Annotated in this window: 26 protein-coding genes and 1 tRNA gene; 9 read left to right on the top strand and 18 right to left on the bottom strand. The window is 60.4% G+C overall.

Annotated elements, in window-relative coordinates:
• Positions 1 to 93: 93 nt before the first annotated feature.
• The 4 genes from feoB to I5L03_RS04290 all read right to left on the bottom strand — a co-directional run bounded on the left by feoB (position 94) and on the right by I5L03_RS04290 (position 3,547).
• Positions 94 to 1,941, bottom strand: coding sequence for a ferrous iron transporter B (feoB, locus tag I5L03_RS04305; RefSeq protein ID WP_197920457.1), 1,848 nt, complete (start codon positions 1,939 to 1,941; stop codon positions 94 to 96).
• Positions 1,938 to 2,204, bottom strand: coding sequence for a FeoA family protein (locus tag I5L03_RS04300; RefSeq protein ID WP_325100078.1), 267 nt, complete (start codon positions 2,202 to 2,204; stop codon positions 1,938 to 1,940). Before I5L03_RS04300 ends, feoB begins: the two co-directional genes overlap by 4 nt.
• A gap of 72 nt (positions 2,205 to 2,276) precedes the next feature.
• Positions 2,277 to 2,951: a COQ9 family protein gene (locus I5L03_RS04295; protein WP_197920456.1), complete on the bottom strand. Its 675-nt coding sequence runs from the start codon at positions 2,949 to 2,951 to the stop codon at positions 2,277 to 2,279.
• Complete coding sequence (locus tag I5L03_RS04290) at positions 2,951 to 3,547, bottom strand: ankyrin repeat domain-containing protein (protein WP_234035013.1); 597 nt, start codon at positions 3,545 to 3,547, stop codon at positions 2,951 to 2,953. The genes I5L03_RS04295 and I5L03_RS04290 overlap by 1 nt, the downstream gene beginning before the upstream one ends.
• 219 nt (positions 3,548 to 3,766) lie before the next feature.
• On the opposite strand from I5L03_RS04290, the gene I5L03_RS04285 reads away from it, so the two are divergent.
• The 6 genes from I5L03_RS04285 to I5L03_RS04260 are packed head-to-tail and all read left to right on the top strand — an operon-like array spanning position 3,767 to position 7,540.
• Positions 3,767 to 4,270 (top strand): SCO family protein, encoded by a 504-nt coding sequence (locus I5L03_RS04285; protein WP_234035012.1) that lies wholly within the window; start codon positions 3,767 to 3,769, stop codon positions 4,268 to 4,270.
• Positions 4,258 to 4,701 carry a YcgN family cysteine cluster protein gene (locus I5L03_RS04280; protein WP_197920454.1) on the top strand — a complete coding sequence of 148 codons (444 nt, stop codon included), beginning with the start codon at positions 4,258 to 4,260 and terminating at the stop codon, positions 4,699 to 4,701. The genes I5L03_RS04285 and I5L03_RS04280 overlap by 13 nt, the downstream gene beginning before the upstream one ends.
• Positions 4,698 to 5,432, top strand: a complete 735-nt coding sequence (locus I5L03_RS04275) for a M48 family metallopeptidase (protein ID WP_197920453.1) — start codon at positions 4,698 to 4,700, stop codon at positions 5,430 to 5,432. Before I5L03_RS04280 ends, I5L03_RS04275 begins: the two co-directional genes overlap by 4 nt.
• Before the next feature lie 54 nt (positions 5,433 to 5,486).
• Positions 5,487 to 5,954, top strand: coding sequence for a hypothetical protein (locus I5L03_RS04270; protein WP_197920452.1), 468 nt, complete (start codon positions 5,487 to 5,489; stop codon positions 5,952 to 5,954).
• A complete protein-coding gene (ribD, locus tag I5L03_RS04265; RefSeq protein ID WP_325100077.1) occupies positions 5,917 to 6,912 on the top strand; it encodes a bifunctional diaminohydroxyphosphoribosylaminopyrimidine deaminase/5-amino-6-(5-phosphoribosylamino)uracil reductase RibD in 996 nt (331 codons plus the stop codon). Before I5L03_RS04270 ends, ribD begins: the two co-directional genes overlap by 38 nt.
• Before the next feature lie 10 nt (positions 6,913 to 6,922).
• The gene (locus tag I5L03_RS04260; RefSeq protein WP_197920451.1) at positions 6,923 to 7,540 is read left to right on the top strand and encodes a riboflavin synthase; all 618 of its coding nucleotides are present in this window, start codon (positions 6,923 to 6,925) and stop codon (positions 7,538 to 7,540) included.
• Between the two features lie 12 nt (positions 7,541 to 7,552).
• On the opposite strand, the gene I5L03_RS04255 is transcribed toward I5L03_RS04260, so the two are convergent.
• Together I5L03_RS04255 and I5L03_RS04250 are read right to left on the bottom strand one after the other, a co-directional pair.
• Positions 7,553 to 8,728 (bottom strand): amino acid aminotransferase, encoded by a 1,176-nt coding sequence (locus tag I5L03_RS04255; RefSeq protein WP_197920450.1) that lies wholly within the window; start codon positions 8,726 to 8,728, stop codon positions 7,553 to 7,555.
• A gap of 90 nt (positions 8,729 to 8,818) precedes the next feature.
• Complete coding sequence (locus I5L03_RS04250; protein ID WP_197920449.1) at positions 8,819 to 9,676, bottom strand: DUF1134 domain-containing protein; 858 nt, start codon at positions 9,674 to 9,676, stop codon at positions 8,819 to 8,821.
• A 212-nt stretch (positions 9,677 to 9,888) separates the two neighbouring features.
• Here I5L03_RS04250 and I5L03_RS04245 point away from each other — a divergent pair.
• Positions 9,889 to 9,980 (top strand) — tRNA-Ser (locus I5L03_RS04245).
• Positions 9,981 to 10,218: 238 nt separating this feature from the next.
• Here the strand turns inward: I5L03_RS04245 and I5L03_RS04240 are convergent.
• From I5L03_RS04240 to I5L03_RS04190, 11 genes are all read right to left on the bottom strand, one after another.
• Entirely contained in the window at positions 10,219 to 11,532 is a 1,314-nt protein-coding gene (locus I5L03_RS04240; RefSeq protein WP_197920448.1) for a radical SAM protein, read from the bottom strand.
• 24 nt (positions 11,533 to 11,556) lie between these two features.
• On the bottom strand, positions 11,557 to 11,781 hold the full coding sequence (locus tag I5L03_RS04235) for a hypothetical protein (protein ID WP_197920447.1): 225 nt from the start codon (positions 11,779 to 11,781) through the stop codon (positions 11,557 to 11,559).
• Positions 11,778 to 11,930 carry a cbb3-type cytochrome oxidase assembly protein CcoS gene (gene ccoS / locus I5L03_RS04230; RefSeq protein ID WP_197920446.1) on the bottom strand — a complete coding sequence of 51 codons (153 nt, stop codon included), beginning with the start codon at positions 11,928 to 11,930 and terminating at the stop codon, positions 11,778 to 11,780. Before ccoS ends, I5L03_RS04235 begins: the two co-directional genes overlap by 4 nt.
• On the bottom strand, positions 11,927 to 14,050 hold the full coding sequence (locus I5L03_RS04225; protein ID WP_197920445.1) for a heavy metal translocating P-type ATPase: 2,124 nt from the start codon (positions 14,048 to 14,050) through the stop codon (positions 11,927 to 11,929). Before I5L03_RS04225 ends, ccoS begins: the two co-directional genes overlap by 4 nt.
• The gene (locus I5L03_RS04220; RefSeq protein WP_197920444.1) at positions 14,050 to 14,490 is read right to left on the bottom strand and encodes a FixH family protein; all 441 of its coding nucleotides are present in this window, start codon (positions 14,488 to 14,490) and stop codon (positions 14,050 to 14,052) included. Before I5L03_RS04220 ends, I5L03_RS04225 begins: the two co-directional genes overlap by 1 nt.
• Positions 14,490 to 15,950, bottom strand: a complete 1,461-nt coding sequence (gene ccoG / locus I5L03_RS04215) for a cytochrome c oxidase accessory protein CcoG (protein ID WP_197920727.1) — start codon at positions 15,948 to 15,950, stop codon at positions 14,490 to 14,492. The genes I5L03_RS04220 and ccoG overlap by 1 nt, the downstream gene beginning before the upstream one ends.
• A 73-nt stretch (positions 15,951 to 16,023) precedes the next feature.
• Complete coding sequence (gene ccoP, locus I5L03_RS04210; RefSeq protein WP_197920726.1) at positions 16,024 to 16,968, bottom strand: cytochrome-c oxidase, cbb3-type subunit III; 945 nt, start codon at positions 16,966 to 16,968, stop codon at positions 16,024 to 16,026.
• A complete protein-coding gene (locus I5L03_RS04205; RefSeq protein ID WP_197920443.1) occupies positions 16,955 to 17,122 on the bottom strand; it encodes a cbb3-type cytochrome c oxidase subunit 3 in 168 nt (55 codons plus the stop codon). Before I5L03_RS04205 ends, ccoP begins: the two co-directional genes overlap by 14 nt.
• Positions 17,119 to 17,871, bottom strand: a complete 753-nt coding sequence (gene ccoO / locus I5L03_RS04200; RefSeq protein ID WP_197920442.1) for a cytochrome-c oxidase, cbb3-type subunit II — start codon at positions 17,869 to 17,871, stop codon at positions 17,119 to 17,121. Before ccoO ends, I5L03_RS04205 begins: the two co-directional genes overlap by 4 nt.
• A gap of 12 nt (positions 17,872 to 17,883) precedes the next feature.
• Positions 17,884 to 19,560 carry a cytochrome-c oxidase, cbb3-type subunit I gene (ccoN, locus tag I5L03_RS04195; RefSeq protein ID WP_197920441.1) on the bottom strand — a complete coding sequence of 559 codons (1,677 nt, stop codon included), beginning with the start codon at positions 19,558 to 19,560 and terminating at the stop codon, positions 17,884 to 17,886.
• A 99-nt stretch (positions 19,561 to 19,659) separates the two neighbouring features.
• Complete coding sequence (locus I5L03_RS04190; protein ID WP_197920440.1) at positions 19,660 to 20,334, bottom strand: Crp/Fnr family transcriptional regulator; 675 nt, start codon at positions 20,332 to 20,334, stop codon at positions 19,660 to 19,662.
• A 171-nt stretch (positions 20,335 to 20,505) separates the two neighbouring features.
• Here I5L03_RS04190 and I5L03_RS04185 point away from each other — a divergent pair, with 171 nt between their 5' ends.
• The gene (locus I5L03_RS04185; protein WP_197920439.1) at positions 20,506 to 21,174 is read left to right on the top strand and encodes an OmpW/AlkL family protein; all 669 of its coding nucleotides are present in this window, start codon (positions 20,506 to 20,508) and stop codon (positions 21,172 to 21,174) included.
• Positions 21,175 to 21,195: 21 nt separating this feature from the next.
• Positions 21,196 to 21,972 (top strand): DUF2189 domain-containing protein, encoded by a 777-nt coding sequence (locus tag I5L03_RS04180; RefSeq protein WP_197920438.1) that lies wholly within the window; start codon positions 21,196 to 21,198, stop codon positions 21,970 to 21,972.
• Positions 21,973 to 22,063: 91 nt separating this feature from the next.
• Here the strand turns inward: I5L03_RS04180 and I5L03_RS04175 are convergent, their stop codons facing one another.
• Complete coding sequence (locus I5L03_RS04175; protein ID WP_197920437.1) at positions 22,064 to 23,749, bottom strand: alpha/beta fold hydrolase; 1,686 nt, start codon at positions 23,747 to 23,749, stop codon at positions 22,064 to 22,066.
• Positions 23,750 to 23,898 lie beyond the last annotated feature (149 nt).

Here is a 23,898-nt window from a genome sequence, read left to right as displayed (position 1 = left end):
TTCCTTGTCTGTTCCGTACGTAGGCTTATCGAAGGGCCTGCCGAGTCGCCACCCCTAGCCAGGCGGTGTGTCCACAGCGGATGCGATTATTCGCTATAATCCAAGGCCGACTGCCGCCCAATAGGTAAGCCCCGCAAAAGCATAGGCAAGCGCGAAGAGATAGCCCACCATCACCATCGGCCACTTCCAGCCATTGGTTTCGCGCCGCGCCACAGCGATCGTCGAGAGGCATTGCGGCGCAAAGACGAACCACGCGAGGAAGGCTAGCGCGGTCGGCAAACTCCAGCGCGCGGAAATCTGATCGCGCAATGCGTTTTCGGTCTCCGCCTCGTCATCCGAATCCACAGCATAAGTCGTTGCCAGCGAAGCCACCGCCACTTCACGCGCAGCCATGGCCGGCACAAGCGCGAGTGTCATTTCGCGCTGGAAGCCGATGGGCTCGAATGCGGGCTGCATAAAGCTTGCGATATGCCCTGCTGCAGAAGCGTCGAGCTGGCTTTCGCCCGGCTCCGCCTTGGGGAAGGTGAGCAGCAGCCACAGGATCACGGTCGCCGCAAAGATGATCGTGCCGGCGCGGCGCAGGAAAACCCATGCGCGTTGCCACAAACCGATCAGCACATCGCGCAGCGGTGGCAGTTGGTATTTGGGCATTTCCATGATGAAGCCCGAAGCCGCACCCTTGGTCGCAGTGCGGCGCAGCACGAGGGCCACCAGCATCGCTCCAATAATCCCGGCAATGTAAAGGCCGAACAGGACGAGCCCCTGCAGCCCGATACCCGGCCCCACGGCGTTCGACGGAATGACCGCCGCGATGATGACGGTATAGACCGGGAGTCGCGCCGAACAGGTCATCAGCGGCGCAATCAGGATCGTCGTCAACCGATCTTTGGGATCGGCGATAGAGCGCGTCGCCATAATGCCCGGAATAGCGCAGGCGAAGCTGGAAAGCAGCGGGATGAAGCTGCGACCCGACAGGCCCACATAGGCCATCAGCCGATCCATGATGAAGGCGGCGCGCGCCATATATCCCGATTGCTCCATCACCAGGATGAAGGCGAACAGGATGATGATCTGCGGCAGGAAGACGACGACCGAGCCGACCCCGGCGATAACGCCTTCAGTCAGGAAATCGCGTACGAAGCTCTCGCCCATCGAAGAGGTGACCAGCGCAGAAGCGCCCTCTGCCAAACCCTCGATCGCCCCGATCAGGGGGTCAGCCCATGCGAACACCGCCTGAAAAACGATGAACAGCAAAGCGAACAGAATGATCGGGCCAAGCCATGGGTGCAGCAACACCTTGTCGAGGTTTGCGTGCAGCTTGCGCTCCCGGCTTTCGGAAAGGATCGCCGCCTTGGCAATATTGCGCGCCGCCAGCCGCTGCTCCGGCATGGAAAGGCAGGCTACTTCGTGGCGAGTGGAGAGATCCTGTTGGCTAGCCGACTCCATCGACTCTGCCAGCGCATCAAGTCCCTTCTTCCGCACCGCGATTGTCGGAACAACAGGCACGCCCAGAGCATCGGAAAGAGCGGCTGGATCAAGCGTGAGGCCGTCACGCTCGGCCAGATCGACCATGTTGAGCGCGACCACCGTCGGCACGCCCAAAGCAATGATCTCCTGCGCGAAAACCAGATGCTGTTCCAGATTGGCTGCATCCAGCACGATGACCAGCAGTTCGGGCCGCGCCTCGCCGGGGAATTCCCCTTGCACGACTTGCCGCGTTACTTCTTCATCGGGGCTTGCCGCATCTAGTGAGTATGAACCCGGCAAGTCGATCAGCTCTATCGGCTGTCCATCGGGCATGATCATCCGGCCCGCTTTGCGCTCCACCGTAACGCCAGGATAATTGGCGATTTTTTGGCGCGCGCCGGTCAGTGCGTTGAAAAGCGCTGTTTTGCCCGCATTCGGATTGCCGACCAGCGCGGCAGTGCGAAAGCGCGTCATAGCGGCTTCACCAAAACAGCCTTGGCGTGCGTCCTCCGGACCGCCACCGTCGTCCGGCCAATCACCAGCGCGATCGGATCGCGGCCGAAAAATACGCCGCGATGCGCGACGGCCACTTGCGTTCCCACATCGAGCCCAAGCGCGCGCAGGCGCTTTGCCTCATCGGGCGCAAGCACGCTCCAGTTGACGGACAGGATTTCGGCCTGCGTGCGCGGCGCAAGGCTATCCAAAGTAGCGGTATCTGAAGGTATGGTTTCGGTCACGGCGCAGGCCGTGCCAGAGCACCCCATCAATTGCAACTAATTCTCAATAGTGTCTGCGCCGACGAGCCGCGGTCAGCTTTGCGGATATCGCAATCGGCCAAGAAAACGCGCGACATCGAAATGTTCGCGATCGCCGCCGAGCCATTTGGCCTTGGCTTTTTCGAACTTCATAACGCCTTCGATCCTGCGATCGAGAAAAGCGGCGGTTTCTGCCTTGTCCTCGCTCTCATCGCTTTTCCAGACAGCGAGAGTCGCTGCGTAAATCGAGGCGAGGATCGCCCGCTTCGTATAATGATTGTAATCGGTGGCCGTATCGCCTGCCAGTCGCCACATTTTGTCTGCCGATGACCAGCCCTGCTTGAGCGCTATCGGCGCATTCTGGGGCTGGGCCTGGATTGCGACAGCGCGTGCGAGCGATTCCTCGAGCCCTTCAATCGCCTGGAGCCGGAACCAGACCAGCGAGCGAATCCGTTCGCGGATTGGCATATTGTCGAGCCGCCCATCGGCGAATTCGGCCTCCATTTTTTCATCGATGGAGGAGACCCACGCATCGATCATGTCCATGGCACGGCCGCTCAGCCCCTTCGCCGGGAACGCAAGCCGCGAGACATCCGGATCGATGCCTTGCGCCTCTGCCGCCGATGCGAGCGCGGCATCGCTCCAGCCATCGAACATCGCGGCCAAGGCGACTTCGGGTGCGAGCGCGACGCGCAATTCTTCCAAGGTCAGATCGTCATTGTCAGCCATCAAAATGCAGGTCCGTAAGTTTCGCCTTCGCCCTCGCTCGCATCGTCCTGCTCATTCGCTTCAAGCACCATCAGGATGCGCGGCGGCACGCCTCGCTCGCGCGCATAATCGCGCGCACTGCGCCCGGTATTGTCCGTAAGATCGGGGTTTGCACCTGCTTCCAGAAGCACTTCGATCAATTCTACATTGCGAGAATGGATGGCAGCGATCAGCGGCGTCTCACCCGCTTGGTTGGCAACATCCACGCGTGCCCCGCGGCGAACGAGCACTTCGATCGCTTCGAGAAAGCCGATCTCGCTTGCAGCGATCAGCGGCGTGCGGCCTCGGCTATCGGCGATATTGGGATTGGCACCTTCTTGCAGCAGCCACCGCGTCCAGGTGATATCCCGGCGCGAAACGACCACATGCAGCGCCGTCTCTCCGCTTGAAAGATCACGGGTATTGATGACCGTCGTGCCCGGCTCATTGAGCATTTCAGTGGCTTCGGTGCCGTTGCGATCACGGACAGCTTCGAGGAACTGATAGCCCTCCGAATAGAATTGCGCCTGCGCCGGCACGGCCAGCGCAAATGCGCTGCCTGCGGCAAAAATCGTCAAAAATGTGCGAAGAGCCGCTCGGGCCACCCCAACCTCCTGTTCGAATTGTGCGCAAAAGCCTGCCCACGGGCCAGACTTTATCTTGCCTGCGCTGCGTTAGCAGAGCATGAACCATTCGTCATGTCTGCCTTGTCAATTACTCTTAAAGCAGTCGCAGCTCTCAGTGCCACCGTGACTTTGGTCGCGTGTGGCAATGCGGAGCCGCAAACCCCACCGCCATTGTACGATTCGGCCGTGGTCGGCGGATTCGATTTGGTCGATAGCGCGGGAAATCAGGTCACCGATGCAGATTTCGAAGGCCAATACCAGATGGTCTATTTCGGCTATGCCTATTGCCCCGATGTCTGCCCTTTCGATGTCGCGCGCATGGTGCAGGGATATGAGCAGTTCGCGCAGGCCAATCCCGATCTTGCCGAGGACATCCAGCCGATCTTCATAACTGTCGATCCGGAGCGCGATACGCCGGACGTGATTGCCGAATTCACGGCGAATTTCTCCGACGACCTGATCGGCCTTACCGGGTCCCCGGAAGCCATCGAGCAGGCGGCCGAGAATTACTTCGCGTATTACACCAAGATGGAGCCCAATGCCGAAGGCGGCTATCTGATGGATCATTCGCGATCGGGCTATCTGGTCGACCGCGAAGGCCAGCCGATGGCCCTGCTGCCGGTCGAACAATCTGCCGAAGCCGTCGCTGCGGAACTTGAGAAATGGGTGCGCTGAGAGAGCGATTTTGGGAATTGCCGCTCGATGCGTTGACGCGTGAGGAGTGGGAAGCCTTGTGCGATGGCTGCGGGCGCTGCTGCCTGCACAAACTCGAGGATGACGACACTGGCGAAATTCACGAGACCAATGTCGCCTGCAAACTGCTCGACACAGGCACTGCGCGCTGCATGGATTATCGCCACCGCAAGGCCTTCGTGCCCGATTGCCTGCGCCTGACGCCCAGATTGGTGCAGCAGGTGCGCTGGCTTCCCAAGACATGCGCCTATAAATTGCGTGCCGAGGGCGATCCGCTGCCCGATTGGCACTACCTCCTCACCGGCAGCCGCGATGCCATGCTGGAGGCGGGCGCCTGTGTTGCCGGTCGCTGCGTCAGCGAGACGGTGGCAGGCGATCTCGAACATCATCTGACCGATTGGGACGAATCGTGATCGATTGGCTTCGCAAGGAAATACAGGATCCCAGCGTGGAAGTTGACGGCAGGCACCTGCCCATCGCCATTCGCCGTCATGCCCGCGCCAAGCGATTGACCATGCGGCTCGCGCCAGATGGCAGCGAGGTTCGGATCACTCTGCCAAGCTGGGGTCGCACGCTGGATGCGATCACATTTGCCAAGGCGCGCAAACCTTGGATTGCGAGGCAGATCGGCAAAGTGCCCGCCAAACTCGAAATCGCGCCGGGCGCCGATGTGCCCTATCGCGGCGGAATACTAAGCCTCGAGTGGCACACCGAGGGCGGTCGCCAAGTCCGTCACGAGAACGATACGCTCTATGTGGGGGGACCGGAGGATCGCCTCACCGGACGCGTGCAGCGCTGGCTTGAAAGCGAAGCTTTACGGCTCTGCGCGCACGACCTCTCATTCTACTGCGAGCGCGCTGGCCTACCTGTTCCGCAATTGCGGCTGTCGCGGGCGAAGCGGCGGTGGGGATCCTGTTCGGGCGAAGGCTCCAATGGCCGCTGCATTCGCATCAACTGGCGATTGGTCATGGCGCCTGACCATGTGCGCCGATCGGTCGTGGCGCATGAGGTGGCGCATTTGGTTCATTTCGACCACTCGCCCGCGTTCCACGCCCTCCTCGGCGACATCTTCGACGGCGAAATCGACGAAGCGGATGCATGGCTGAAAGCGCAGGGGCGCATTCTTTACGCCGCATTCGATTGAGCCGAAGCAATACGCACTCTGGCGAAAGCCGCAAAGGCCGCCTATCTGTGAGGCATGAAGGGATTTTTCCGCCGCATTTCGCCCAAGCGGGCAGTCACCGATTTTGCCGAGCACTGGCGGCAGCCGACGCCGCATCGCTGGCAGATCCTTGGCGTTGCATGCGCCGCGACATTCTGCCTGTTCTTCCTTTTCCTCCCGGACACCGAGCGCGCCCCGCCTGCGCGACCGGAGCTGGTGTACATCTCAACCTTCGCGGAAGACCGGACCGACGCTGAAATCATCGCGACCAATTGCGCCAACCAGGAATTGCAGGACGCGATCGATGCGCGGCTTGCGGAACGCGCCGAATTGCGCCGCGAAATGTATCGCCAACTCGGTCGTGCTACTTTTGTCGACGTGGACGAGATGGAAGCGCAGGCAGAAGCCGAGCGTGAGGCCACTGGCGCAGTTGACGAAGGCCCTACCGAAGAAGAATTGGCGCTGAGTGTTGCGGAATATTGTGCGCGTGCCACCGAAGGCTGACGACACGCGCTGGATGGCGGCGGCGGCTGCACTTGCAGAGCGCGCGCGTCCGCTCAGCTCACCCAATCCGGGTGTCGGCGCGATCATCATAAAGGATGGAATTGTCGTCGGCCGGGGCTGGACTCAGCCGGGCGGCCGACCGCATGCAGAAGCCATGGCATTGGAAGAGGCCGGCGAAGCGGTTCGCGATGCAACGGCCTATGTGACGCTGGAGCCCTGTGCTCACCAATCCACACGTGGGCCGAGCTGCGCGTCGCTGCTAGCAGCATCAGGGCCTAAGCGTCTCGTTTATGGAGCTCGCGATCCCGATCCGCGCACGGCAGGCACAGGCATCAAGATATTGGCGGATGCGGGTGTCGCGTGCGTGCAAATCGATTCCGAAGCGATCCAGCAAAGCCTTGCGGGCCACCTCATGCAGTTCCGCGAAGGCCGCCCGCATGTAACTCTCAAGCTCGCAATGTCATTGGATGGCTGCATTGCGATGGCCAATGGTGAAAGCCGGTGGATCACCGGAGACGCAGCCCGGGCCCATACCCACCGCGAACGCGCGCGCGCCGATGCAATATTGGTGGGCGGCGAGACCGTGCGCAGTGATGATCCGCAACTAAATGTCAGGCTTTCGGGATTGGAAAATCGCTCTCCGCACAGGCTCGTCCTCACTCATGGCAATGCGCCCGACGGCTGGGGAGCGGTGCATTCGCCCGAGGATGTTCGTCGCCTCACAGGCATAGGCTATCTCTTCATCGAAGGGGGAGCTGGCGCTGCCGGCGCATTCCTGCAGGCCGATCTCGTTGACCGCTTGCTGATATATCGCGCGCCAATCCTGATCGGAGGCGGCCGCGCAGGCGTCAGCGATTTCGGTCTGGATAGCCTTCGAGCCGCTCACGGTCGGTGGCGGTCTGACGCCCATATTCGCCTCGGTGAAGACACGCTCGAAATCTATACCCGCACGCGCTAGGAACACTCTCATGTTTACAGGTATCGTAACGGCCATCGGCACAATCGAAAGCGCAGAGCAGCGCGGCGATTTGCGCCTGCGGATCGCCTGCCCCTTCGACCCCGCAGATATCTCCATCGGCGCGAGCATCGCTTGCTCCGGCGTATGCCTCACCGCGGTCGACAAAGGCGGCACGAAAGGCGATGCGCATTTTACTGTCGATCTTTCTGCCGAAACCGTCAGCCGCACCGCCAAAGGCATGTGGGACGAGGGCGCTGAGCTAAATCTAGAGCCCTCGCTGCGGATCGGCGATGAGCTGGGCGGTCATATCGTGACCGGCCATGTCGATGCAGTGGGCACGGTCGTCGATTGGCAGCCGTCGGGCGATTCGTGGATTGCTGTGATTGCAGCACCAGCCGCGCTCGCGCCTTTTATTGCGGAGAAGGGATCGATCACCGTGAATGGCGTGTCGCTGACGGTGAACTCGGTTGAGGACCAACTCGATGGCACAGCGCATTTTACGCTCAATATCATCCCCCACACAGGCGAAGTGACCACTTTGGGCGACCTGAAGAAAGGCTCCGAAGTGAATTTGGAAGTCGATACGATCGCTCGCTATCTGCACAGGATGCAGGCGCTGAAGAGCTGAATGCGCTTCGCCTCAACCCGTCACATCGGTAAGCGCGGCAACGAACGCATCGATATTGCCTAGTGTGAGGCCCGCCACATTAATACGGCCCGATCCGGCCATATACACCGCGTGATCCTTGCGCAGCTGCTGCACCTGCTCTTTCGAGACCGGCAGCATGGCGAACATTCCGCGCTGTTTGCCCAGCGGCGTCAGATCGACACTGCCCGCCGTGCCGGAGGCTGCTAGCGTGGAGCGGACCTCACCGATGCGCTCGCGCATGGATGTCAGCTCATCGAGCCATCGCTGTGTCAGGCCGGCATCTTCCAGAATGATGCGGATCGCCGCGCCACCATGATCGGGCGGCATGGACCAGCTCGCGCGCGCCAAAGCCGATGCGTTGGAAATCGCGCGCGACGTCGTCTCCGCATCAGCAGTTTGAACGTAGAAAGCGCCTACCCGGTCACGATACATGCCGAAGTTCTTATCACAGCTGTAGGCGACCATCACTTCCGGCACGGCGGCCATAACGGTGCGCAGGCCATAGGCGTCTTCGTCCATACCTTGGCCGAGGCCCTGATAGGCGAGATCGATAATCGGAATGACGGGGCTGTCCTTCAGCAAAGCCGCAATCTCGTCCCACTCGGCAGGGGTGTAGTCCACGCCGGTCGGGTTGTGGCAGCAGCCGTGGAGCAGGATGGCATCGCCCTCTCCTGCATTCGCCAGTGCCGAGCGCAGTCCATCCATATTGGCGGTGCCGTCGCTGTTTGCGTGATCGAAAGCGACCAGCTCTAGGCTCAGATCGCCAAGGATCTGCGCATGGTTCGGCCAACTCGGCGTGCCCATCAGGACGCGGGTGACGCCACCTTTCTGTGCGAGTGCGAGGGCAAGGCGAACTGCGCCAGTCCCGCCGGGCGTCTGCATGCCGTCCATCCGCCCATCGTCAGACGCGGCATCGCCAAAGATGTGCGGGATGAGGCCATTGACGAAGCCGAGATCGCCTTCCGGCCCGAGATAGGATTTGCTGTCCTGCGTATCGACCAAGCGCTGCTCCGCGCCTTTGATCGCCTCGAATACCGGCGTTGCGCCGTCGGCGGTTTTGTAAACGCCCACGCCCAGATCGATCTTGTCCGCTCGCTCATCGGCTGTGAAAAGCTTGATGAGGGCCAGCAGGGCATCAGGGGCTTGTTCTTCGAGTCTGTTCAGCATGCACAGCGCAATGCCCCTCTGCGCAAATCATCGCAAGGCTTCTGACGCCAATTTCCGTTGCGAATTGCTATGCGCCCTGAAAGCGCGATTTTAGAACGGCAGCCAGCGCTGCTCGCGGGAGAAGCGCATATAGCCCGCATTGATCCCCAGCCGCAGGCCCGCTCCTACACGGATCGGGATCAGCACAATATCGCCACGGCGCACATAGCTCGCGGTAAAGCCGCCGACGAAATAGGCCTGCCCCTCGCCTGCGGGGAAACGCTCGTAAAGCTCTTCAGTGTCGTAAAGATTGTAGACGAGCACGAAGGTGTTCCCGGCATTGGCGCCGGCATCGAGGCCGATCGAGGGGCCGGTCCAATACACAGGCATGTTGCCTTCGACCGCATGATAGAGCGTGCCGGAGCCATAGCGTACGCCAAGGATGAAAGCTCCGCTGCCTTCGCGGCCGACGATGTATCCATTGGGCTCGCCCTGATCGGCCAGAATGTCCTGGATCAGGCGAGCAAGCCCTTCCGCACCGCGTCCGAAGAGACCCTCAGCGGCTCCGATCAGATCGTCTTCACCGTAGACCGTCTCCGGATCGTCGACCGGAGGGAAGGGTTCGGTATCGACTGTCGCGACTTGCTCGCCCTCACCTTCCATCGGCGGGAGGTCGAGGACGGGGCGCGCGTCCGTGGATTGCCCCGGATCAGTCGTATCTTCGGTCTGATAACGAGGCGTAGCTTCGCTCAGATCGTAGGCGCCGGTGTAAGCGGAGGAATCGTCAGTTGCGGTGTCGCCCGTCACCTGATCGTCCGATTGAGAGTCGAGAAGGTCACCATCGATCACAACATTGGGATCGACCGTTTCCATATCCTGCGCCAAGACCGGCACGGAAAATGCCGCGACCAGCGGCGTGAGGGCGGCAAGCGCGGTCGCGCGGATTGCAGCGGTGAAACCTGTTGTCATGGCCAATCTCCGATCCCGGTACGGGCAAGGCTTTGCGCACCCATGAGAATCCCCTGCGGCTGAAGCAGCAATGAATAGGCGGCGAAGCGAATCCGTTTTGCGATGAACCGAATCCGCCCACGCGCTCAATCCGCGAAGTTCGGAGATAGCAGAAACGCCTCTTGAAGCGTGCTCCACCCCTCGTTATAGCGCGCCACTTGCCACACAGGTCCGGAGACGTGGGTGAGTGGCTGAAACCAGTTCCCTGCTAAGGAACCATACCTCTATCGGGGTATCGAGGGTTCGAATCCCTCCGTCTCCGCCAGTGGCCTCCGCGCGAAGCGTGGAGGCTGGTGGCGGATAGGGATAGGCTGAAGGAGCCTCGTTTCGGAATCGGAGCCGCAACGCGGCGGAGATGTCCGGAGCGCAGCGGAGGACAATCCCTCCGTCTCCGCAACTTGCTGCATGATCCGTGTGAAGAGCGCAGATCGGTCGCAACTACTATTTTTGCAGTTCGCTTAGACTCGCCTCTACACACGAAATCGCCCAACCCTCCGGATCTGCTACACCGCCGCGCTAAATGGCCGTCTCGATTGCGTGCGATAGGGATCGAGCAATGCTGCTATGGTGCGGGAATAGGGCAGGCCATCAGGTGTAATAGTCAGGACATTCCCGTCGAGCGAAGCCAACCCTCGCACCGTGAACGGGCACAGGGCGGTTCGGAGCTCTGCCATTTGCTCCACCGGAAGAATCGCGCGCCCGTGGCACAACAGCGACTCGATGAGTGCCGCAGTGGTCTGATCGGCAGGCGACTTCCCGATGCCCCGCGACACCGTCAGCTGGCCTTGAGAAGCCAACATGCGATATCGACCCGTATTTTTCTCATTCTGCACCAGCAAATTGGGGAATGATGAAATTGCGGAAGCCCCGAGACCAATCAAGGTCTCGGATGGGTCATCGGTAAATCCCTGAAAATTGCGTTTGACGCGCCCATCGAAAGCGGCGCGCGCAACCGGGTCGGAGCCCGCCTTGGCGAAATGATCGAAACCGACCGGAACGTAGCTACGCCCGACAAGATAGGTGAATCCCAGATCGGCCATCGCGAAGCGCGTCGCCGGATCGGGCAGTGCAGATGCATCGATAGCCCTCTGGCGCGGAACGACATGCGGGACATGGGCATAACCAAAAAGCGCAATACGATCGGCACCGAGCACGCGAGTGCGCTGCAGGCTGTCCAGCAAATCATCGCGCGTCTGGCCTGGCAGGCCGTACATCAAATCAAAATTGAGCGAAGTGACGCCTGCATCGCGCAGCCAGTCTACTGTCCGAACGATCAGATCTTCGCTCTGCTCGCGCCCTATCGCTATCTGACATTGCGGAGCGAAAGTCTGGACGCCGAGGCTTGCCCGTTCGAACCCAATGGCGCGGATTGCCTCGGCCCAGTCGGCGCTCATCGTGCGCGGATCGAGCTCCGTCGAAAACACCGGGTTATCGAGCTGGAAATTGACCGTCAGAGCGTCGACCAATCGCAGCATCTCGATCGGTGAAATGGCATTGGGACTGCCGCCTCCGAAGCTGATGCGCGTGACGAATGCCGTTTTCGGAAGCAGCGAGGCGACCAATTCGATCTCGCTATGCAGTGCCTCCAGATAAGATTGCAGCCGCTGCTGACGATTGGATTTGCCGGTATTGCATCCGCAATAGAAACAGATCTTCTCGCAGAACGGGATGTGCAGATAGAGCGAGACCGGCCCGCTCGCATCTTCCAGCGCAGCGCGGTAATCCGCAGCGTGCATTTCGCCGAATTCAGCGGCGGTGGGATAGCTGGTATAACGCGGAACAGGCGTTGCGAGCAGGTCTGGATGATAAGGCCACATGCGATCCCTATCCGGTTTCTGCGATCAGCCGTCTTTGCGCTGGATCAAACTCTTTTCGCGGCCCGCAGCATGGCAAGCCTGCGCCTCGCAGGAATCCGGAAGTGAAGGCTCGCGCGGGGTTAGCGGGATCTCGATCACAGCCGTTCCGCCATTGGCGCACAGGGTGGTCACCAGCACGGGTGGCGCTTCGGGCAGAGGCCCAAGCGCGATGGGCGCAATCGCAACGAGGGCGATCGCCGCGCCGTTCATTCTTCGGGCTCCTCATCGTCTATCAGCACACGCTGGGCAGCGCCGTCGAGATCTTCGAACTGCCCTTGCTGCATCGCCCAGAAGAATGTGATGAGGCCGAGCAGGCCGAGCCCGAGCGCGACCGGAATGAGGATCAGCAGGCCGCTCATCGCGCTAGCCTCGCCAAGCGCAAGGAGTTCGCCACGACGACTATCGAACTTCCCGACATGGCTATTGCCGCGATCAGGGGTGTCACCATGCCGAATAGAGCCAAAGGCACCGCGAAGACATTGTAAATGAAAGCAAAACCGAAGTTCTGTCGGACAACGCGCATGCAAGCACGGGAGGCGCGGATTGCAGCAGCGACAGGCATCAGCGCGCGTCCGGTAAAGACGGCGTCGGCGGCCTGCTGGCTGACATCGCTGGCACTGCCGGGAGCGATTGAGGCGTGTGCAGCGGCAAGGGCGGGACCATCGTTGATCCCGTCCCCGACCATCAATGGCAAGCGCCCTTGCCTGCGCAAATGATCGAGCATGGCGAGCTTGTCCTGCGGGCTGGCACCGGCTCTCGCATGGAGGCCGAGCTCGCGGGCAATCGTGCTGACAGACGCGCTCCGGTCACCTGACAGGATGCGGCTTTCGATCCCCATGTCAGAAAGTGCAGTGATCGCTTCCTCAGCGTCCGAGCGCAAGGGATCGTGAAACCCGATCACAGACGTGTCCACGCCGATCCGCAACTGGCTGGATAATCCCGCTTGCATGCAATCGGGCCGTTCCAGAGCCACTTCGATGGCGCGCCATGTGCCGAACACACCATCGCCGCCTCGCTCGCTGATACTTATCACATTGGCTGCTTCAACATCCGCATCCCGCAGGCTGGATGCAAGCGCCTTGCTGAGCGGATGATTGCTTGCCTGCGCAAGCGCGAGCGCGACGCTACGCGCCTCGGCATCGAGCGCGGTAATATCAGCGCGCGGCGTACCGAGAGTAAGCGTGCCGGTCTTGTCGAACAGGGCGATGTCCACTTCTGCCAGACGCTCCAGCGCGCTGCCATCTTTCACCAGCAGCCCGCGTTTCAGGAGGGCGCCGGATGTCACGATCTGCGCGGCTGGCACGGCTAATCCCATGGCGCAGGGGCAGGTGATGATGAGAACCGCGATGGCGATCACGAGCGATTGATGCCAGCCTGCGCCTGCCGTCATCCACCCCAAGAATGCGAGCAAGGCGAGCGAGTGCACGACTGGTGCGTAAAGGCGGGACGCACGATCGGCGATGCGAACATATCGGCTGCGCGATTGGCCAGCCTCATCCATCAGCTGCGCGATTTCGGCCAAAAGCGTGTTGGATGCAGCGGCGGTCACCCGCACCCTGAGCGGTGCCGACAAATTCACTGCGCCGGCATAAACAATACTGTCCACGCTCACCTGTTCGGGCATGCTTTCGCCGGTCAGCATGGCGTTATCGATTGCGCTCTCACCCTGGGCAACCACTCCATCGGCAGCGAGCGATTCGCCTGCGGCGACGGCCATCGTCATGCCCGGTTGCAGGTCTTGCGAAGGCACCGACCTGAAGCTGCCGTCATCGGCGATCACCATTGCGCTGCGGCCCATACGAGAAAGAAGCGCACCAATCCCGGCGCGGGTTCGTGTCCGCATCGCCGCGTCGAGTGCGCGGCCGGCGAGCAGGAAGAAGAGCAGCATAACTGCGCTCTCGAAATACGCGTGGCCGCCGCCAGCCATGGTTTCGTAAATGCTCAAGGCCGTGGCAAGCAGGACCCCGATCGATATCGGAACATCCATATTGGTGCGGCGGTATTTCAGCGCCATCCAGGCAGAGCGGAAAAAGGGCTGTCCGGCGTAAGCGATTACAGGCAGGGCAATCACGCCGGACAGCCAGTGAAACAGGTCGCGCGTCACGCCGCCTGCGCCCGACCAAACGCTGACCGACAGCAGCATGACGTTCATCATGCCAAAGCCCGCCACTGCGAGCGCGCGCTGGAGCCGTTTGGCCTCCGCATCCTCACTGCCCAGCGGATTGTCGTCGAATTCCTGCGCTTCGAAGCCGAGCTCTTGCAGAGCATGGGTCAGCGCATCGTGCGGCATGTTCTCCGCATGGCGAATGGCGACACGCTTTGCGGAGAAATTTACGCGCGCATTTGCGATGCCTTTCAGCTTCGGCAGCTCCCGCTCAATCTTGGCGATACAGCCTGCACAGCGAATGCCGGGCACGGTGAAGCGGGTATCGACCAGCGCTTCTGAACTAGCCGGATCAAGGCGCGCGGCGACTGTCATTAGATGCGCTGCTCCGCGACCCAGCTCTCCGCACCTGCGGTGATGGTGAGGCGAACGATCCACCGGCCTTCGGGGAGGGTCTCTGTCGAAACAAAAGCGCCATCAGGCCCTGCGTCGAAGCTGAAGCTTTGAGCTTCCGGATCGCCGAGCGGACGGCGCGCCTGGGCGGTCACGATAGCGCCTTCTGGAAGGCCGCTTGTTTGCACAAGCAGGTTGCCATCACTCCGGCTTGACTGTGCGTCCCAGCCCAGCGCCTCCTGCGCGTCTGCGGCATCGAGCCAGCTGTTGAAATTCTGACTGGCGACATAGGAATTGTCGACCACAGTCCCGCTGAAACCGCGAGTGGCGAAGGTCGCCATGGTGAGATTGACGGCGATAACAACAGCGAAGCCGCCGACCATCACTGCCGTCATTTTCTTGCCGGTAAATTGCTGCGCCATCAGGGGCCCTCCGGGGTGTCAAAACGGGTTTCGACGAGATCGCTCTCGGCCTTCTCGTCCAGAGCGGTCAGGCTGAATGCGAACTCTTGCTGCTGAGTACCGCGCGGCGCGGCGACATAGGCGCGCACTTCGCGCACTTGGTCTGCATTCACGGTGACGCGTTGGCTGGCGGCGGCTTGCGAACGGTCGATCATGTCGGTCCACAGCACTGCGCCGGGCAGGCCTTCGATCGCGATTTCCATTTCGCGGGGGCGGCTTTCCATATTGCGCAGCTTCAGCGTGAAGGAATTGCGCACCGCACCGTCGCTCATCAGCATGAAGGGCGGATTGCGATCCGCCGCGACGGAGAGGTCGGTGCGGGTGCGCGTGCCGAGTGCGAAGAGCAGCGCAAGGCCGATTGCTGCCCAGATGCCGAAATAGATCATGGTGCGCGGGCGGAATACGGCTTTCCAGGGCGAACGCGCCGGTTCGCCTTTCGCCTCGCGCTCGCAATCGTCCAGCGTGGCGTAATCGATCAGACCGCGCGGGCGTCCGATGTCGGCCATCACCCGGTCGCAGGCATCAATGCATAGCGCACAAGTGATGCATCCGATTTGCGGCCCTTCGCGAATATCGATGCCGGTAGGGCATACCTGCACGCATTCGGTGCAATCGATACAGTCGCCGTATTTCTCCGGTTGTTTCCGAGCCTTTTTCAGGCTGCCGCGCTTTTCCCCGCGCCAGTCCTTGTAGGTGACCATCAGCGAGTGCTCATCCATCATCGCAGTCTGGATTCGCGGCCATGGGCACATGTAAATGCAGACCTGCTCACGCATAAACCCGCCGAGGGTGACAGTGGTCAGAGTGAGGATCGCCACGGTGATGTAGGCGACGGGGGCAGCTTCCCCGCTGAAGAAATCGGCAAACAGCGTCGGAGCGTCAGCAAAATAGAGGATCCACGCGCCGCCTGTGACGAGGCCAATCAAAAGATAGATCGCCCACTTGAAGCCCCGGCGTGCCACCTTGCCCAATGTCCACGGTGCCCGGTCCAGCCGCATGCGCGCATTGCGGTCCCCATCGACGAAACGGTCGATATGCTGGAACAGGTCAGTCCAGACCGTCTGCGGGCAGGCGTAGCCGCACCACGCGCGCCCGACGGCGCTGGTAACCACGAACAGGCCGATGCCCGCCATGATCAGCAAGCCCGCCACGAAATAGAATTCGTGCGGCCAGATCTCGATGTCGAACATGTAGAAGCGGCGGCCTGCCAGATCGACCAGCACCGCCTGATCGGGCGCATATTCGCCGCGGTCCCAGCGTATCCATGGGGTGATATAATAGATCGCCAAGGTGACGATCATCACCGCCCATTTGAAGCGCCGGAAATTGCCATCGATACGCTTGTTATGAACTGCCTTGCGCGCCTCGTAATAGCTTTCCGGCTCGCGCTGGAAATCAGGCTCGCTGGCGGTGTGCCGCATCGTCGTTGCCTCGGGACGCGCGTCCGCGCTCGACAGTGCAGTATCGTCTTTTCCGGCGGGGCGCGGTTCGGTGCTATCCGTCACTGTTCTCGCTTCCGGCGGGCCGAACTTCTGCAGTCTCACCCGGCACGCGATCAGTCGGCTGAGGAGCAGCTTCCTCACCGCCGCCCAGCGAGTAGACATAGGCGGTCAGCATCTTGGTCGTTGCCGGGCCAAGCCGCTCGCCCCATGCAGGCATCTGACCCATGCGCGGCTGCAGAATCTGCCGTGTGATTTCCGCGGTGCTGCTGCCGCGCAGCCACACCGCATCGTTCAGGCGCGGGGCGCCAAGCTGGCGATTGCCGTCGCCAGTCTCGCCGTGGCATATAGCGCAGTTCTGCTGATACAGGGCAGCGCCATTGGCATTGGGTTCGGCTTCTCCGCCAAGCGAGCGGACATGCTGGGTGACAGCGGCCACCTGAGCAGAGTCGAGAATACCTTCAAATGCCGGCATGGCACTCTGGCGGCGCGCATTGTCTTCCGGCTGGCGAATTCCGTATTCGATGGTGTAATGGATCTCTTCCAGCGTGCCGCCCCACAGCCAGGCATCATCGTTGAGATTGGGGTAGCCAAGCGTCTGCGACCCTGCGCCCTGCGAACCGTGGCACTGGCTGCAATGCACTTTGAAAGCAGCTTCCCCGCCTGCAACCGCGCGGCGGAATAGTTCCTCGTCATCGCGCAGATCGGCGACTTCCACTTCGGCCAGTTCGGCGCGAAACGCCTGGCGAGCCTGATCTTCATTGATCAGCTCTTCCTGCAGAGCGCCGCGGCTGGACCAGCCCAAAATGCCGGTGGTCGCCCGGTCGATAAGCGGCCATGCCGGATACAGCACGACATAAACCGCAGCGAAAAGGATCGTCAGGTAAAAGGTCCACAGCCACCAGCGCGGCAGCGGAGTGTTGAGTTCTTCGATCCCGTCCCACTCATGGCCGACGGTTTCCGTGCCGGTAGGCTCGTCGATACGCTTATTGGTCGCCATCATCGGCTCCTTTGAAGATCGAATTCGCTGCGTGATGGTTGCGCTCGCCGGCACCCGACCGGAACGGGTAGAGGCACAGCAGGCCAAACAAGGCGAACATGACGATAAGGGCGTAGCTATCGGCAAAATGCCGCAGGGTTTCGTAGAAGCTCATCGACCAAGCTCCTCTGACAATTCCTGCTGCGCGGCGGCGCTATCGACATCGACCAGCGTGCCGAGCATCTGCAAGTAAGCGATCAGCGCATCCATCTCTGTCAGACGGTCCGGATCGCCGTCGAAATCACGTGCCTGCGCATTGGGATAGCGCTCGTTGAATTCTGCCTGCCCCGCACCCGGGAATGCACTGCCCTGTAGGATCATGTCGGCCATGGCCTGGGTGATGTCCTCATCGCTGTAAGGCACGCCCAATGTTTGAAGGGTGGCGAGGTTTGCCGCCGGATCACCCGCATCGAGAGTGGTCTCGGCAAGGAAGCTGTAGGACGGCATGATGCTTTCAGGCACCACCGACTGCGGATCGATCAGGTGCTGTACATGCCATTCATCCGAATAGCGCCCGCCCACACGCGCTAGATCAGGCCCCGTGCGCTTCGATCCCCATTGGAAAGGCCGGTCATACATGCTCTCGGCAGCCAGGCTGTAATGGCCGTAGCGTTCCACCTCGTCCCGGAACGGGCGGATCATCTGGCTGTGGCAGACATAGCAGCCTTCGCGGATGTAGATATCGCGACCGGCCAGTTCCAGCGGAGTGTAGGGCCGCATGCCGTCCACTTCCTCGATCGTATTGTCGAGGTAGAAAAGCGGCGTGATCTGCACCAGCCCGCCGATCGACACTGCGATGAAAGTGCAGATCGCCAACAGCGTGATGTTACGTTCAAGTGTCTTGTGACGTGCGGTCATGCTCATGGCATTGGGCCCTTATTCAGCCGGAACGGCGGTGGGTTCGGGATCGGTGATGGGTCGGTCCTTTTCAGGATCGTAAGCCGCATCAATCATAGCCTTTTCTTCGCGCTGCTTGCCCGCCAGCGTCATCCAGATGTTATAGCTCATCAGGATTGCCCCGCTGACATAGAGCAGGCCGCCAAAGGCGCGCAGCACATACATCGGGAACATCGCGGCGACGGTGTCGGCAAAGGACCAGACGAGATATCCGTCAGCGCCATATTCGCGCCACATCAGGCCCTGCTGAATCCCGGCGACCCACATGCTGGCGGCGTAAAAAACGATGCCAAGCGTCGCGAGCCAGAAGTGCCAATTGATCATGCGCAGCGAATACATCCGCTCCCGCTTCCACAGCCGCGGCACCAGGAAATAGACGCAGGCGAAGGTGATGAGGCCGTTCCAGCCCAAAGCGCCCGAATGCACGTGGCCGATGGTCCAGTCGGTATAGTGCGAAAGGCCGTTCACCGCGCGGATCGAGAGCATGGGGCCTTCAAACGTGCTCATGCCGTAGAAAGCGAGCGCCATCACCATCATGCGGATGACCGGATCGGTGCGGATTTTGTCCCACGCGCCGTTCAGCGTCATCAGGCCGTTGATCATGCCGCCCCAGCTCGGCATCCACAGCATGATCGAAAAGACCATGCCCAGCGTCTGCGCCCAATCGGGCAGCGCGGTGTAATGCAGGTGGTGGGGACCCGCCCAGATGTAGAGGAAGATCAGCGACCAGAAGTGGATAATCGACAGGCGATAGCTGTAGATCGGTCGCTCGGCCTGCTTCGGCACGAAGTAATACATCATGGCAAGGAAGCCGGCGGTGAGGAAGAAGCCCACCGCATTGTGGCCATACCACCATTGCACCAGCGCATCCTGCACCCCTGCATAGAGGCTGTAGCTTTTCGCGCCGAGGAGGCTGACCGGAAGCGAGAGGTTGTTGACCACGTGCAGCATCGCGACAGTCACGATGAACGCGAGGTAGAACCAGTTGGCGACGTAGATATGCGGCTCTCTGCGCCTTGCGAGCGTGCCGACGAAGACGATCAGATAGCAGACCCAGACAATGGTGAGCCACAGGTCGACATACCATTCCGGCTCTGCATATTCCTTCGATTGGGTAACGCCGAGCAGATAGCCGGTTGCCGCCAGCACGATGAACAGTTGGTAACCCCAGAACACGAAGCGAGCGAGGCCGGGGAAAGCCAGCTGTGTGCGGCAGGTGCGCTGCACGACGTAATAGCTGGTGGCGATCAACGCATTGCCGCCGAAGGCAAAAATCACCGCGCTTGTATGCAGCGGGCGCAGGCGGCCAAAATTCAGATAGGGCTCTACATTCAATTGCGGCCAGGTGAGCTGAAGCGCGATGAACAGGCCGGCCGCCAACCCTGCAAGCCCCCAGAACATCGTCGCGATAACGCCCCAGCGAATGGGCTCGTCATCATAGTGCGATGGGCTTTCCGGCACTTTGAAGAAAGTATTGAGGCGGCTTGTCGGATCGAACTTCGCCGCGCTCGTGATCATCAGCGAGAGGCAAACGAGCCCCACGATAGCTGCATGGGCGGCAAAACCGGCATCAGCGGCGGCTAACCCCACCGCCAGTGCCAAGAATGCCAGCAATCCCCACAGGATCGTCCGGCTCAGTGCGGCTTCGGCTTGCATTGAAATCTCCGTCCGTTGTCAGGGGAGTGAATAGAAAGCGCCGCGATGCGATTCTTTGATCTGGCGCAAATTTGGATGGGAATTGTCAGCTGCCTGCTGTCAGTTGGCCCTCGTCAGCCAACCGGACCGTTTCTGCAGTTCTTCCGGATGCCGCAGGATGACCTGGTTGCGACCATGTGTTTCGATGATCTGCGCATCGCGCAGTAGGGTAAGCTGGCGGCTGACGGTTTCGATGGTCAGGCCTAAGCTCTCGCCGATTTCGCGCCGCGACATGGGCAGGGTCAGGCGAATGGTGTCGGCCTGCTCCTCGCCAATGCGGCGCGCCATGGACAGCAGGAAGCTAGCCATCCGTTCGCAGGCGTTTTTGCGGCCAAGGACTATGGATTTCTCCCGGCTGCGATCGAGCATCGTGGCGCTTTGATCGAGGAGATGCTGGAGAATTCCCGGCTCTCCGCGCGCCAGCTCCACAAACTGGCTTGCAGAAAAGACCAGCAGTTGCGCATCTTCCAGGGCGACCAGCGTGTAGGAGTGCTCGCATGGGCAAGGCAGGCGCAGAAAATCGCCAGCGAAGTGAAAGCCAATGATCTGCTCACGCTCGCCCGCTCCCTTCGCAACCAGCTTGGCGCTGCCTTGCGCGATGAAGATCAGTTTTTCAGCATCGCCGCTGTGCGTTTGCACCTCATGCGCCGCCAATTCGCACTGCTCGGCAATGGCGCCAAGGTGCATGTAAAGCGCATCCGGAAGGTCCGATGGCAAGATTGCTTCCGCGAACATTGCGAAGGGTTCGGTGGCCTCGATCATAGGGGCCTAAGTCGCACGGACTTACGTGGCCGACATTGATCTGCATCAAGGATCGGCGCGCCTCTTCGCGTCAGAGCATCATCACGCCCCCGCAAATACCTGGGCCACATTGGGTGGCCACTGCGGGGGCAAAGGAAATGATCGATGAAACTGCTGACAACCGCCGCCTTCGCTGCCCTGGCAGTTCTGGCCTGCCCCGCCGAGGCGCAGGATGCAGAAGGCGATCTTCAGATCAAACTGCTCGGCACGGGCGTGCTTCCAGATGGCGCCATCACCAGCGTCAACACCGATATCGTGGGGCTGCCCGCCGATACGCAAACCGAGGCAAGCGATGCCTTCGTACCGACACTGGCCGTCGCGTATTTCGTGTCCGACAATGTCTCCATCGAGACGATCTGTTGCATCACGCAGCATGATGTCGATGCCGTGTCGGGCCTGCCCGGCGCAGAGCTTGTGTCCAATGGCACGCTGATCCCGGCGACCTTCACCGCCAAATACCATTTCGATCTGGGCGACTTAGAGCCCTATGTCGGCGCCGGCGCGACCTACTTCTGGTGGATAGATGTTGAGCCTGGTGCTGCGACCATCCCGCTCGGCGTGACCGAGACAACGCTTTCGGATGAGTTCGGCTTTGTGCTGCAGGCAGGTGCCGACATTCCAATCGGAGACGACGGTTTTGGTATCACGCTCGATGCCAAACGCTATTTCGTGGACACCACCGCGCGCTGGTTTGTCGGCGATACATTGGCGATCGAGACCGAACACGATCTCGACCCATGGGTGGTCAGCGTGGGCGTCAATTTCCGGTTCTGAATCGAGAGGCACCTATCCGATATGGACGAAGAGAAGCAGGCCCGGGCGCGATCGTTTTTCGTAAGAAATGATCTGGAATTGGCCGACCTCTGGTTGGCCCTCAAGAAGGGTTGGCAGGATTACCGGACTTATCCCGCTTTCGGCCTGCTTCTCTCAGCGCTTTTCGTGATTGGCGGGCTCGCCATATCCTACTCTCTGATCAGCCGCGGAGAGACGGTTTGGCTGGTCCCTGCCACCGCAGGTTTTCCAATCCTCGCTCCGTTTACCGCCGTCGGGCTTTACGAAGTCAGCCGATTGCGTGAAGCGCGCATGCGCCCTGATTGGAAAGCAGTGCTATCCGCGATGAAAGGCCGCGGAGACGACCAAATACTGAGTATGGGCGTCATTATTTTCGTCACATTCGGCTTTTGGATGATCGTCGCGCACGGTGTTTATGCGATTTTTCTAGGAAATAGCGGGATTGGTTCCGATCCCACCGCAATCCTCACCACTCCGAATGGGCTGGCGATGCTTGCGATAGGAAGCTTGGTGGGAGGGCTTATGGCACTTGGCTTTTACGCCATTACCGTGATGAGCTTGCCCATACTGGTTCACCGCGATGTGGATGTTCTGACGGCAATCATCACCAGTCTGCAGGCGATCAGGGACAACAGAGGCGTATTGTTGCTTTGGGCTTTCTTGGTGGCCGGCTTGCTCGGCTTGGCGATGATCCCGGCGTTTTTTGGCCTGCTCGTCATCCTGCCTGTTCTTGGTCATGCAACCTGGCATCTCTATCGCCGGACTGTCCAATCGACCTGAGTCGCACAAGACTGCGCTTCGTATCCCTGCAATCGGCCTTTATCAGAACACATCAAATCGGGGTCTGCAGGGCCCTTGAGCAACGTTTTTTTCAAACCCTCTCGAAAATCAGCGATGGCACCTGGTGTATCGCGAGGCTGCCGACATTTTCGAGCGGTCCTTCAAGCGTAAAGCCGTATCTTTCACAGAAATCTTGCACCTGGTGCGGAGTTCCGAGACCATCTTCCTGCCCGCAGATGATGGTGACGTGAGCCTCAATATTCTCGCAGAATTCCGACCAGTCGCTGGATGACAATAAAGTCTGCTGGAGAGGCGCGTCATACGATTCTTCATAAGTGCGCAGCAAAGATGCCTTCATCACCTCAACCACATCGGGATCGTCCAGCGTGCGCAGATCGGCAGGGCTGTTTTCATACAGGCTCGTCAGGAATTTCCCGCCCTCGCCGCGCCGCATCATGGCTGCGGCCGCTGCGAAATAAAGCTTCACGAAGGACGGCGCGCTTCTGGCCAATCGCATCGGCGCGCGATAGCCGAAGGTGAGGTGCGCGAAATCCGCGGGGCTTTTCACAGGCACGATCGTCCCCGCCGCGACCAATCTGGTGAACCGCTTGGGATTTCGCTGGATCGCCCGCAGACCGTAAGGAGCCGACACGCGCACGGTGATGATCGCGCAAGATGGGATATCCAGTGCGTCCAGCAGGTTTTCAAGCCGATCGACGAATGCATCGACTGTGAGAAGGCCGTGCTTCTCAAAGCGAGATCCCGCGTAGAATGGCAGCCACGGCGCGATCACGCGCAGGCCTTGCTCCTTCGCTGCGCGCTGCTGTTTTGGAGTGAAGTAGGCTCCATCAGCCGTCGCATGCAGATAAAGCACGGGGCGACCATCGGGATCGCCATGCACTTCGTAAGGCAGAATATTGCCATCCGGCAGTGTATGGACAAGGCCGGTATTGGCACTCTCGGCTGTTTCCTCTGCTGAAAGAAACTGCATCCGGAAGTGAAACCCGGCATAGAGCGAAACGAGTTCGATCTGCGAGCTGAGACCAAGTTTTTTCAGCAGGACTTTCAATTGGGTGCGCGCAGTTGCCTCACTACGGCCGCGCCGCTCGGCAAACTGCTTCACGCTCCTGCCATTCACGATATCGCGCGCCAGAAGACCCTGCGTTTTGGTGAGCTTGAACAATTCAACGAAAAGCTCGCCCACGCGGTTGCTCCAGCGCAGGCGAATGCTGCGGAATTCCGCGGCAATGCCATCGCGCTGCGAAGGCTCGACCGAGAAAAGCTGACCGGTTTCATCGTCGAAATGCGTGAGCAGCCGGATGAGCGAGGGAGCAATCGTTCCGGTGGCGCGCATCGAAGCCATGATCGCTCGAAAGCCATCCCGATCCGTTTCAGACATCCAATCGGGAATACTCGGCCCTTCTTCGAAGCACTCCACGCCGAAGACCGCCGGATCGTAGGATACAACTTTCCCATCCCGATCCAGAGAAAGCTGCACTTGCGAGTCGAACACCTCTTTCTTCGCGACTTCACCGGGGGAAGCGGAGATACCGTGAAAGTTGGAAAAATCGCGGCCGACTTCTTCGTCTACTTCGGTAATCAGCTCCGTAACCTGCGCAAAATGATCGGCAAGCGGCTCGACATCGTCGGAACTGACGACCCGATTATCCTGCAAAGCATGCAAAAGATCGATCAACCGCTGCGGCCGCGAAACCACGCCATAGGCCGCTTTGATCAGCGCCTCTTCATCGGCAAGATTTGTCAAAATGGCGGTCACATCCTCAAAGCCACGGCATCGCGCGCGCCCTATCATGAGGAGGCTAAAAGCTTAACCCCTGCCTTGAGAAGGATCGCAGGCCGGAATTAGCAGCCCCTTCACGACCGAATTATGAACGCGCGCAACACGCAGCGTGGCACAGGGGGCTG

Source organism: Aurantiacibacter sediminis (assembly GCF_016019885.1).
GTDB lineage: Bacteria > Pseudomonadota > Alphaproteobacteria > Sphingomonadales > Sphingomonadaceae > Alteraurantiacibacter > Alteraurantiacibacter sediminis.
This window is presented reverse-complemented; position numbering and strand designations above follow the sequence as displayed.

What these genes read in the sequence shown, in the direction of transcription:
- ccoO (WP_197920442.1), bottom strand. Translation starts at nt 17,871, where the DNA reads ATGAGCATGACCGCACGTCACAAGACACTTGAACGTAACATCACGCTG.
- ccoS (WP_197920446.1), bottom strand. Translation starts at nt 11,930, where the DNA reads ATGAGCGGCCTGCTGATCCTCATTCCGGTCGCGCTCGGGCTCGGCCTG.
- feoB (WP_197920457.1), bottom strand. Translation starts at nt 1,941, where the DNA reads ATGACGCGCTTTCGCACTGCCGCGCTGGTCGGCAATCCGAATGCGGGC.
- I5L03_RS04190 (WP_197920440.1), bottom strand. Translation starts at nt 20,334, where the DNA reads ATGTTCGCGGAAGCAATCTTGCCATCGGACCTTCCGGATGCGCTTTAC.
- I5L03_RS04260 (WP_197920451.1), top strand. Translation starts at nt 6,923, where the DNA reads ATGTTTACAGGTATCGTAACGGCCATCGGCACAATCGAAAGCGCAGAG.
- ccoG (WP_197920727.1), bottom strand. Translation starts at nt 15,950, where the DNA reads ATGCGGCACACCGCCAGCGAGCCTGATTTCCAGCGCGAGCCGGAAAGC.
- I5L03_RS04295 (WP_197920456.1), bottom strand. Translation starts at nt 2,951, where the DNA reads ATGGCTGACAATGACGATCTGACCTTGGAAGAATTGCGCGTCGCGCTC.
- I5L03_RS04280 (WP_197920454.1), top strand. Translation starts at nt 4,258, where the DNA reads ATGGGTGCGCTGAGAGAGCGATTTTGGGAATTGCCGCTCGATGCGTTG.
- I5L03_RS04225 (WP_197920445.1), bottom strand. Translation starts at nt 14,050, where the DNA reads ATGACAGTCGCCGCGCGCCTTGATCCGGCTAGTTCAGAAGCGCTGGTC.
- I5L03_RS04250 (WP_197920449.1), bottom strand. Translation starts at nt 9,676, where the DNA reads ATGACAACAGGTTTCACCGCTGCAATCCGCGCGACCGCGCTTGCCGCC.
- I5L03_RS04180 (WP_197920438.1), top strand. Translation starts at nt 21,196, where the DNA reads ATGGACGAAGAGAAGCAGGCCCGGGCGCGATCGTTTTTCGTAAGAAAT.
- I5L03_RS04235 (WP_197920447.1), bottom strand. Translation starts at nt 11,781, where the DNA reads ATGAACGGCGCGGCGATCGCCCTCGTTGCGATTGCGCCCATCGCGCTT.
- I5L03_RS04205 (WP_197920443.1), bottom strand. Translation starts at nt 17,122, where the DNA reads ATGAGCTTCTACGAAACCCTGCGGCATTTTGCCGATAGCTACGCCCTT.
- I5L03_RS04220 (WP_197920444.1), bottom strand. Translation starts at nt 14,490, where the DNA reads ATGGCGCAGCAATTTACCGGCAAGAAAATGACGGCAGTGATGGTCGGC.
- I5L03_RS04255 (WP_197920450.1), bottom strand. Translation starts at nt 8,728, where the DNA reads ATGCTGAACAGACTCGAAGAACAAGCCCCTGATGCCCTGCTGGCCCTC.
- I5L03_RS04240 (WP_197920448.1), bottom strand. Translation starts at nt 11,532, where the DNA reads ATGTGGCCTTATCATCCAGACCTGCTCGCAACGCCTGTTCCGCGTTAT.
- ccoN (WP_197920441.1), bottom strand. Translation starts at nt 19,560, where the DNA reads ATGCAAGCCGAAGCCGCACTGAGCCGGACGATCCTGTGGGGATTGCTG.
- I5L03_RS04185 (WP_197920439.1), top strand. Translation starts at nt 20,506, where the DNA reads ATGAAACTGCTGACAACCGCCGCCTTCGCTGCCCTGGCAGTTCTGGCC.
- ccoP (WP_197920726.1), bottom strand. Translation starts at nt 16,968, where the DNA reads ATGGCGACCAATAAGCGTATCGACGAGCCTACCGGCACGGAAACCGTC.
- I5L03_RS04270 (WP_197920452.1), top strand. Translation starts at nt 5,487, where the DNA reads ATGAAGGGATTTTTCCGCCGCATTTCGCCCAAGCGGGCAGTCACCGAT.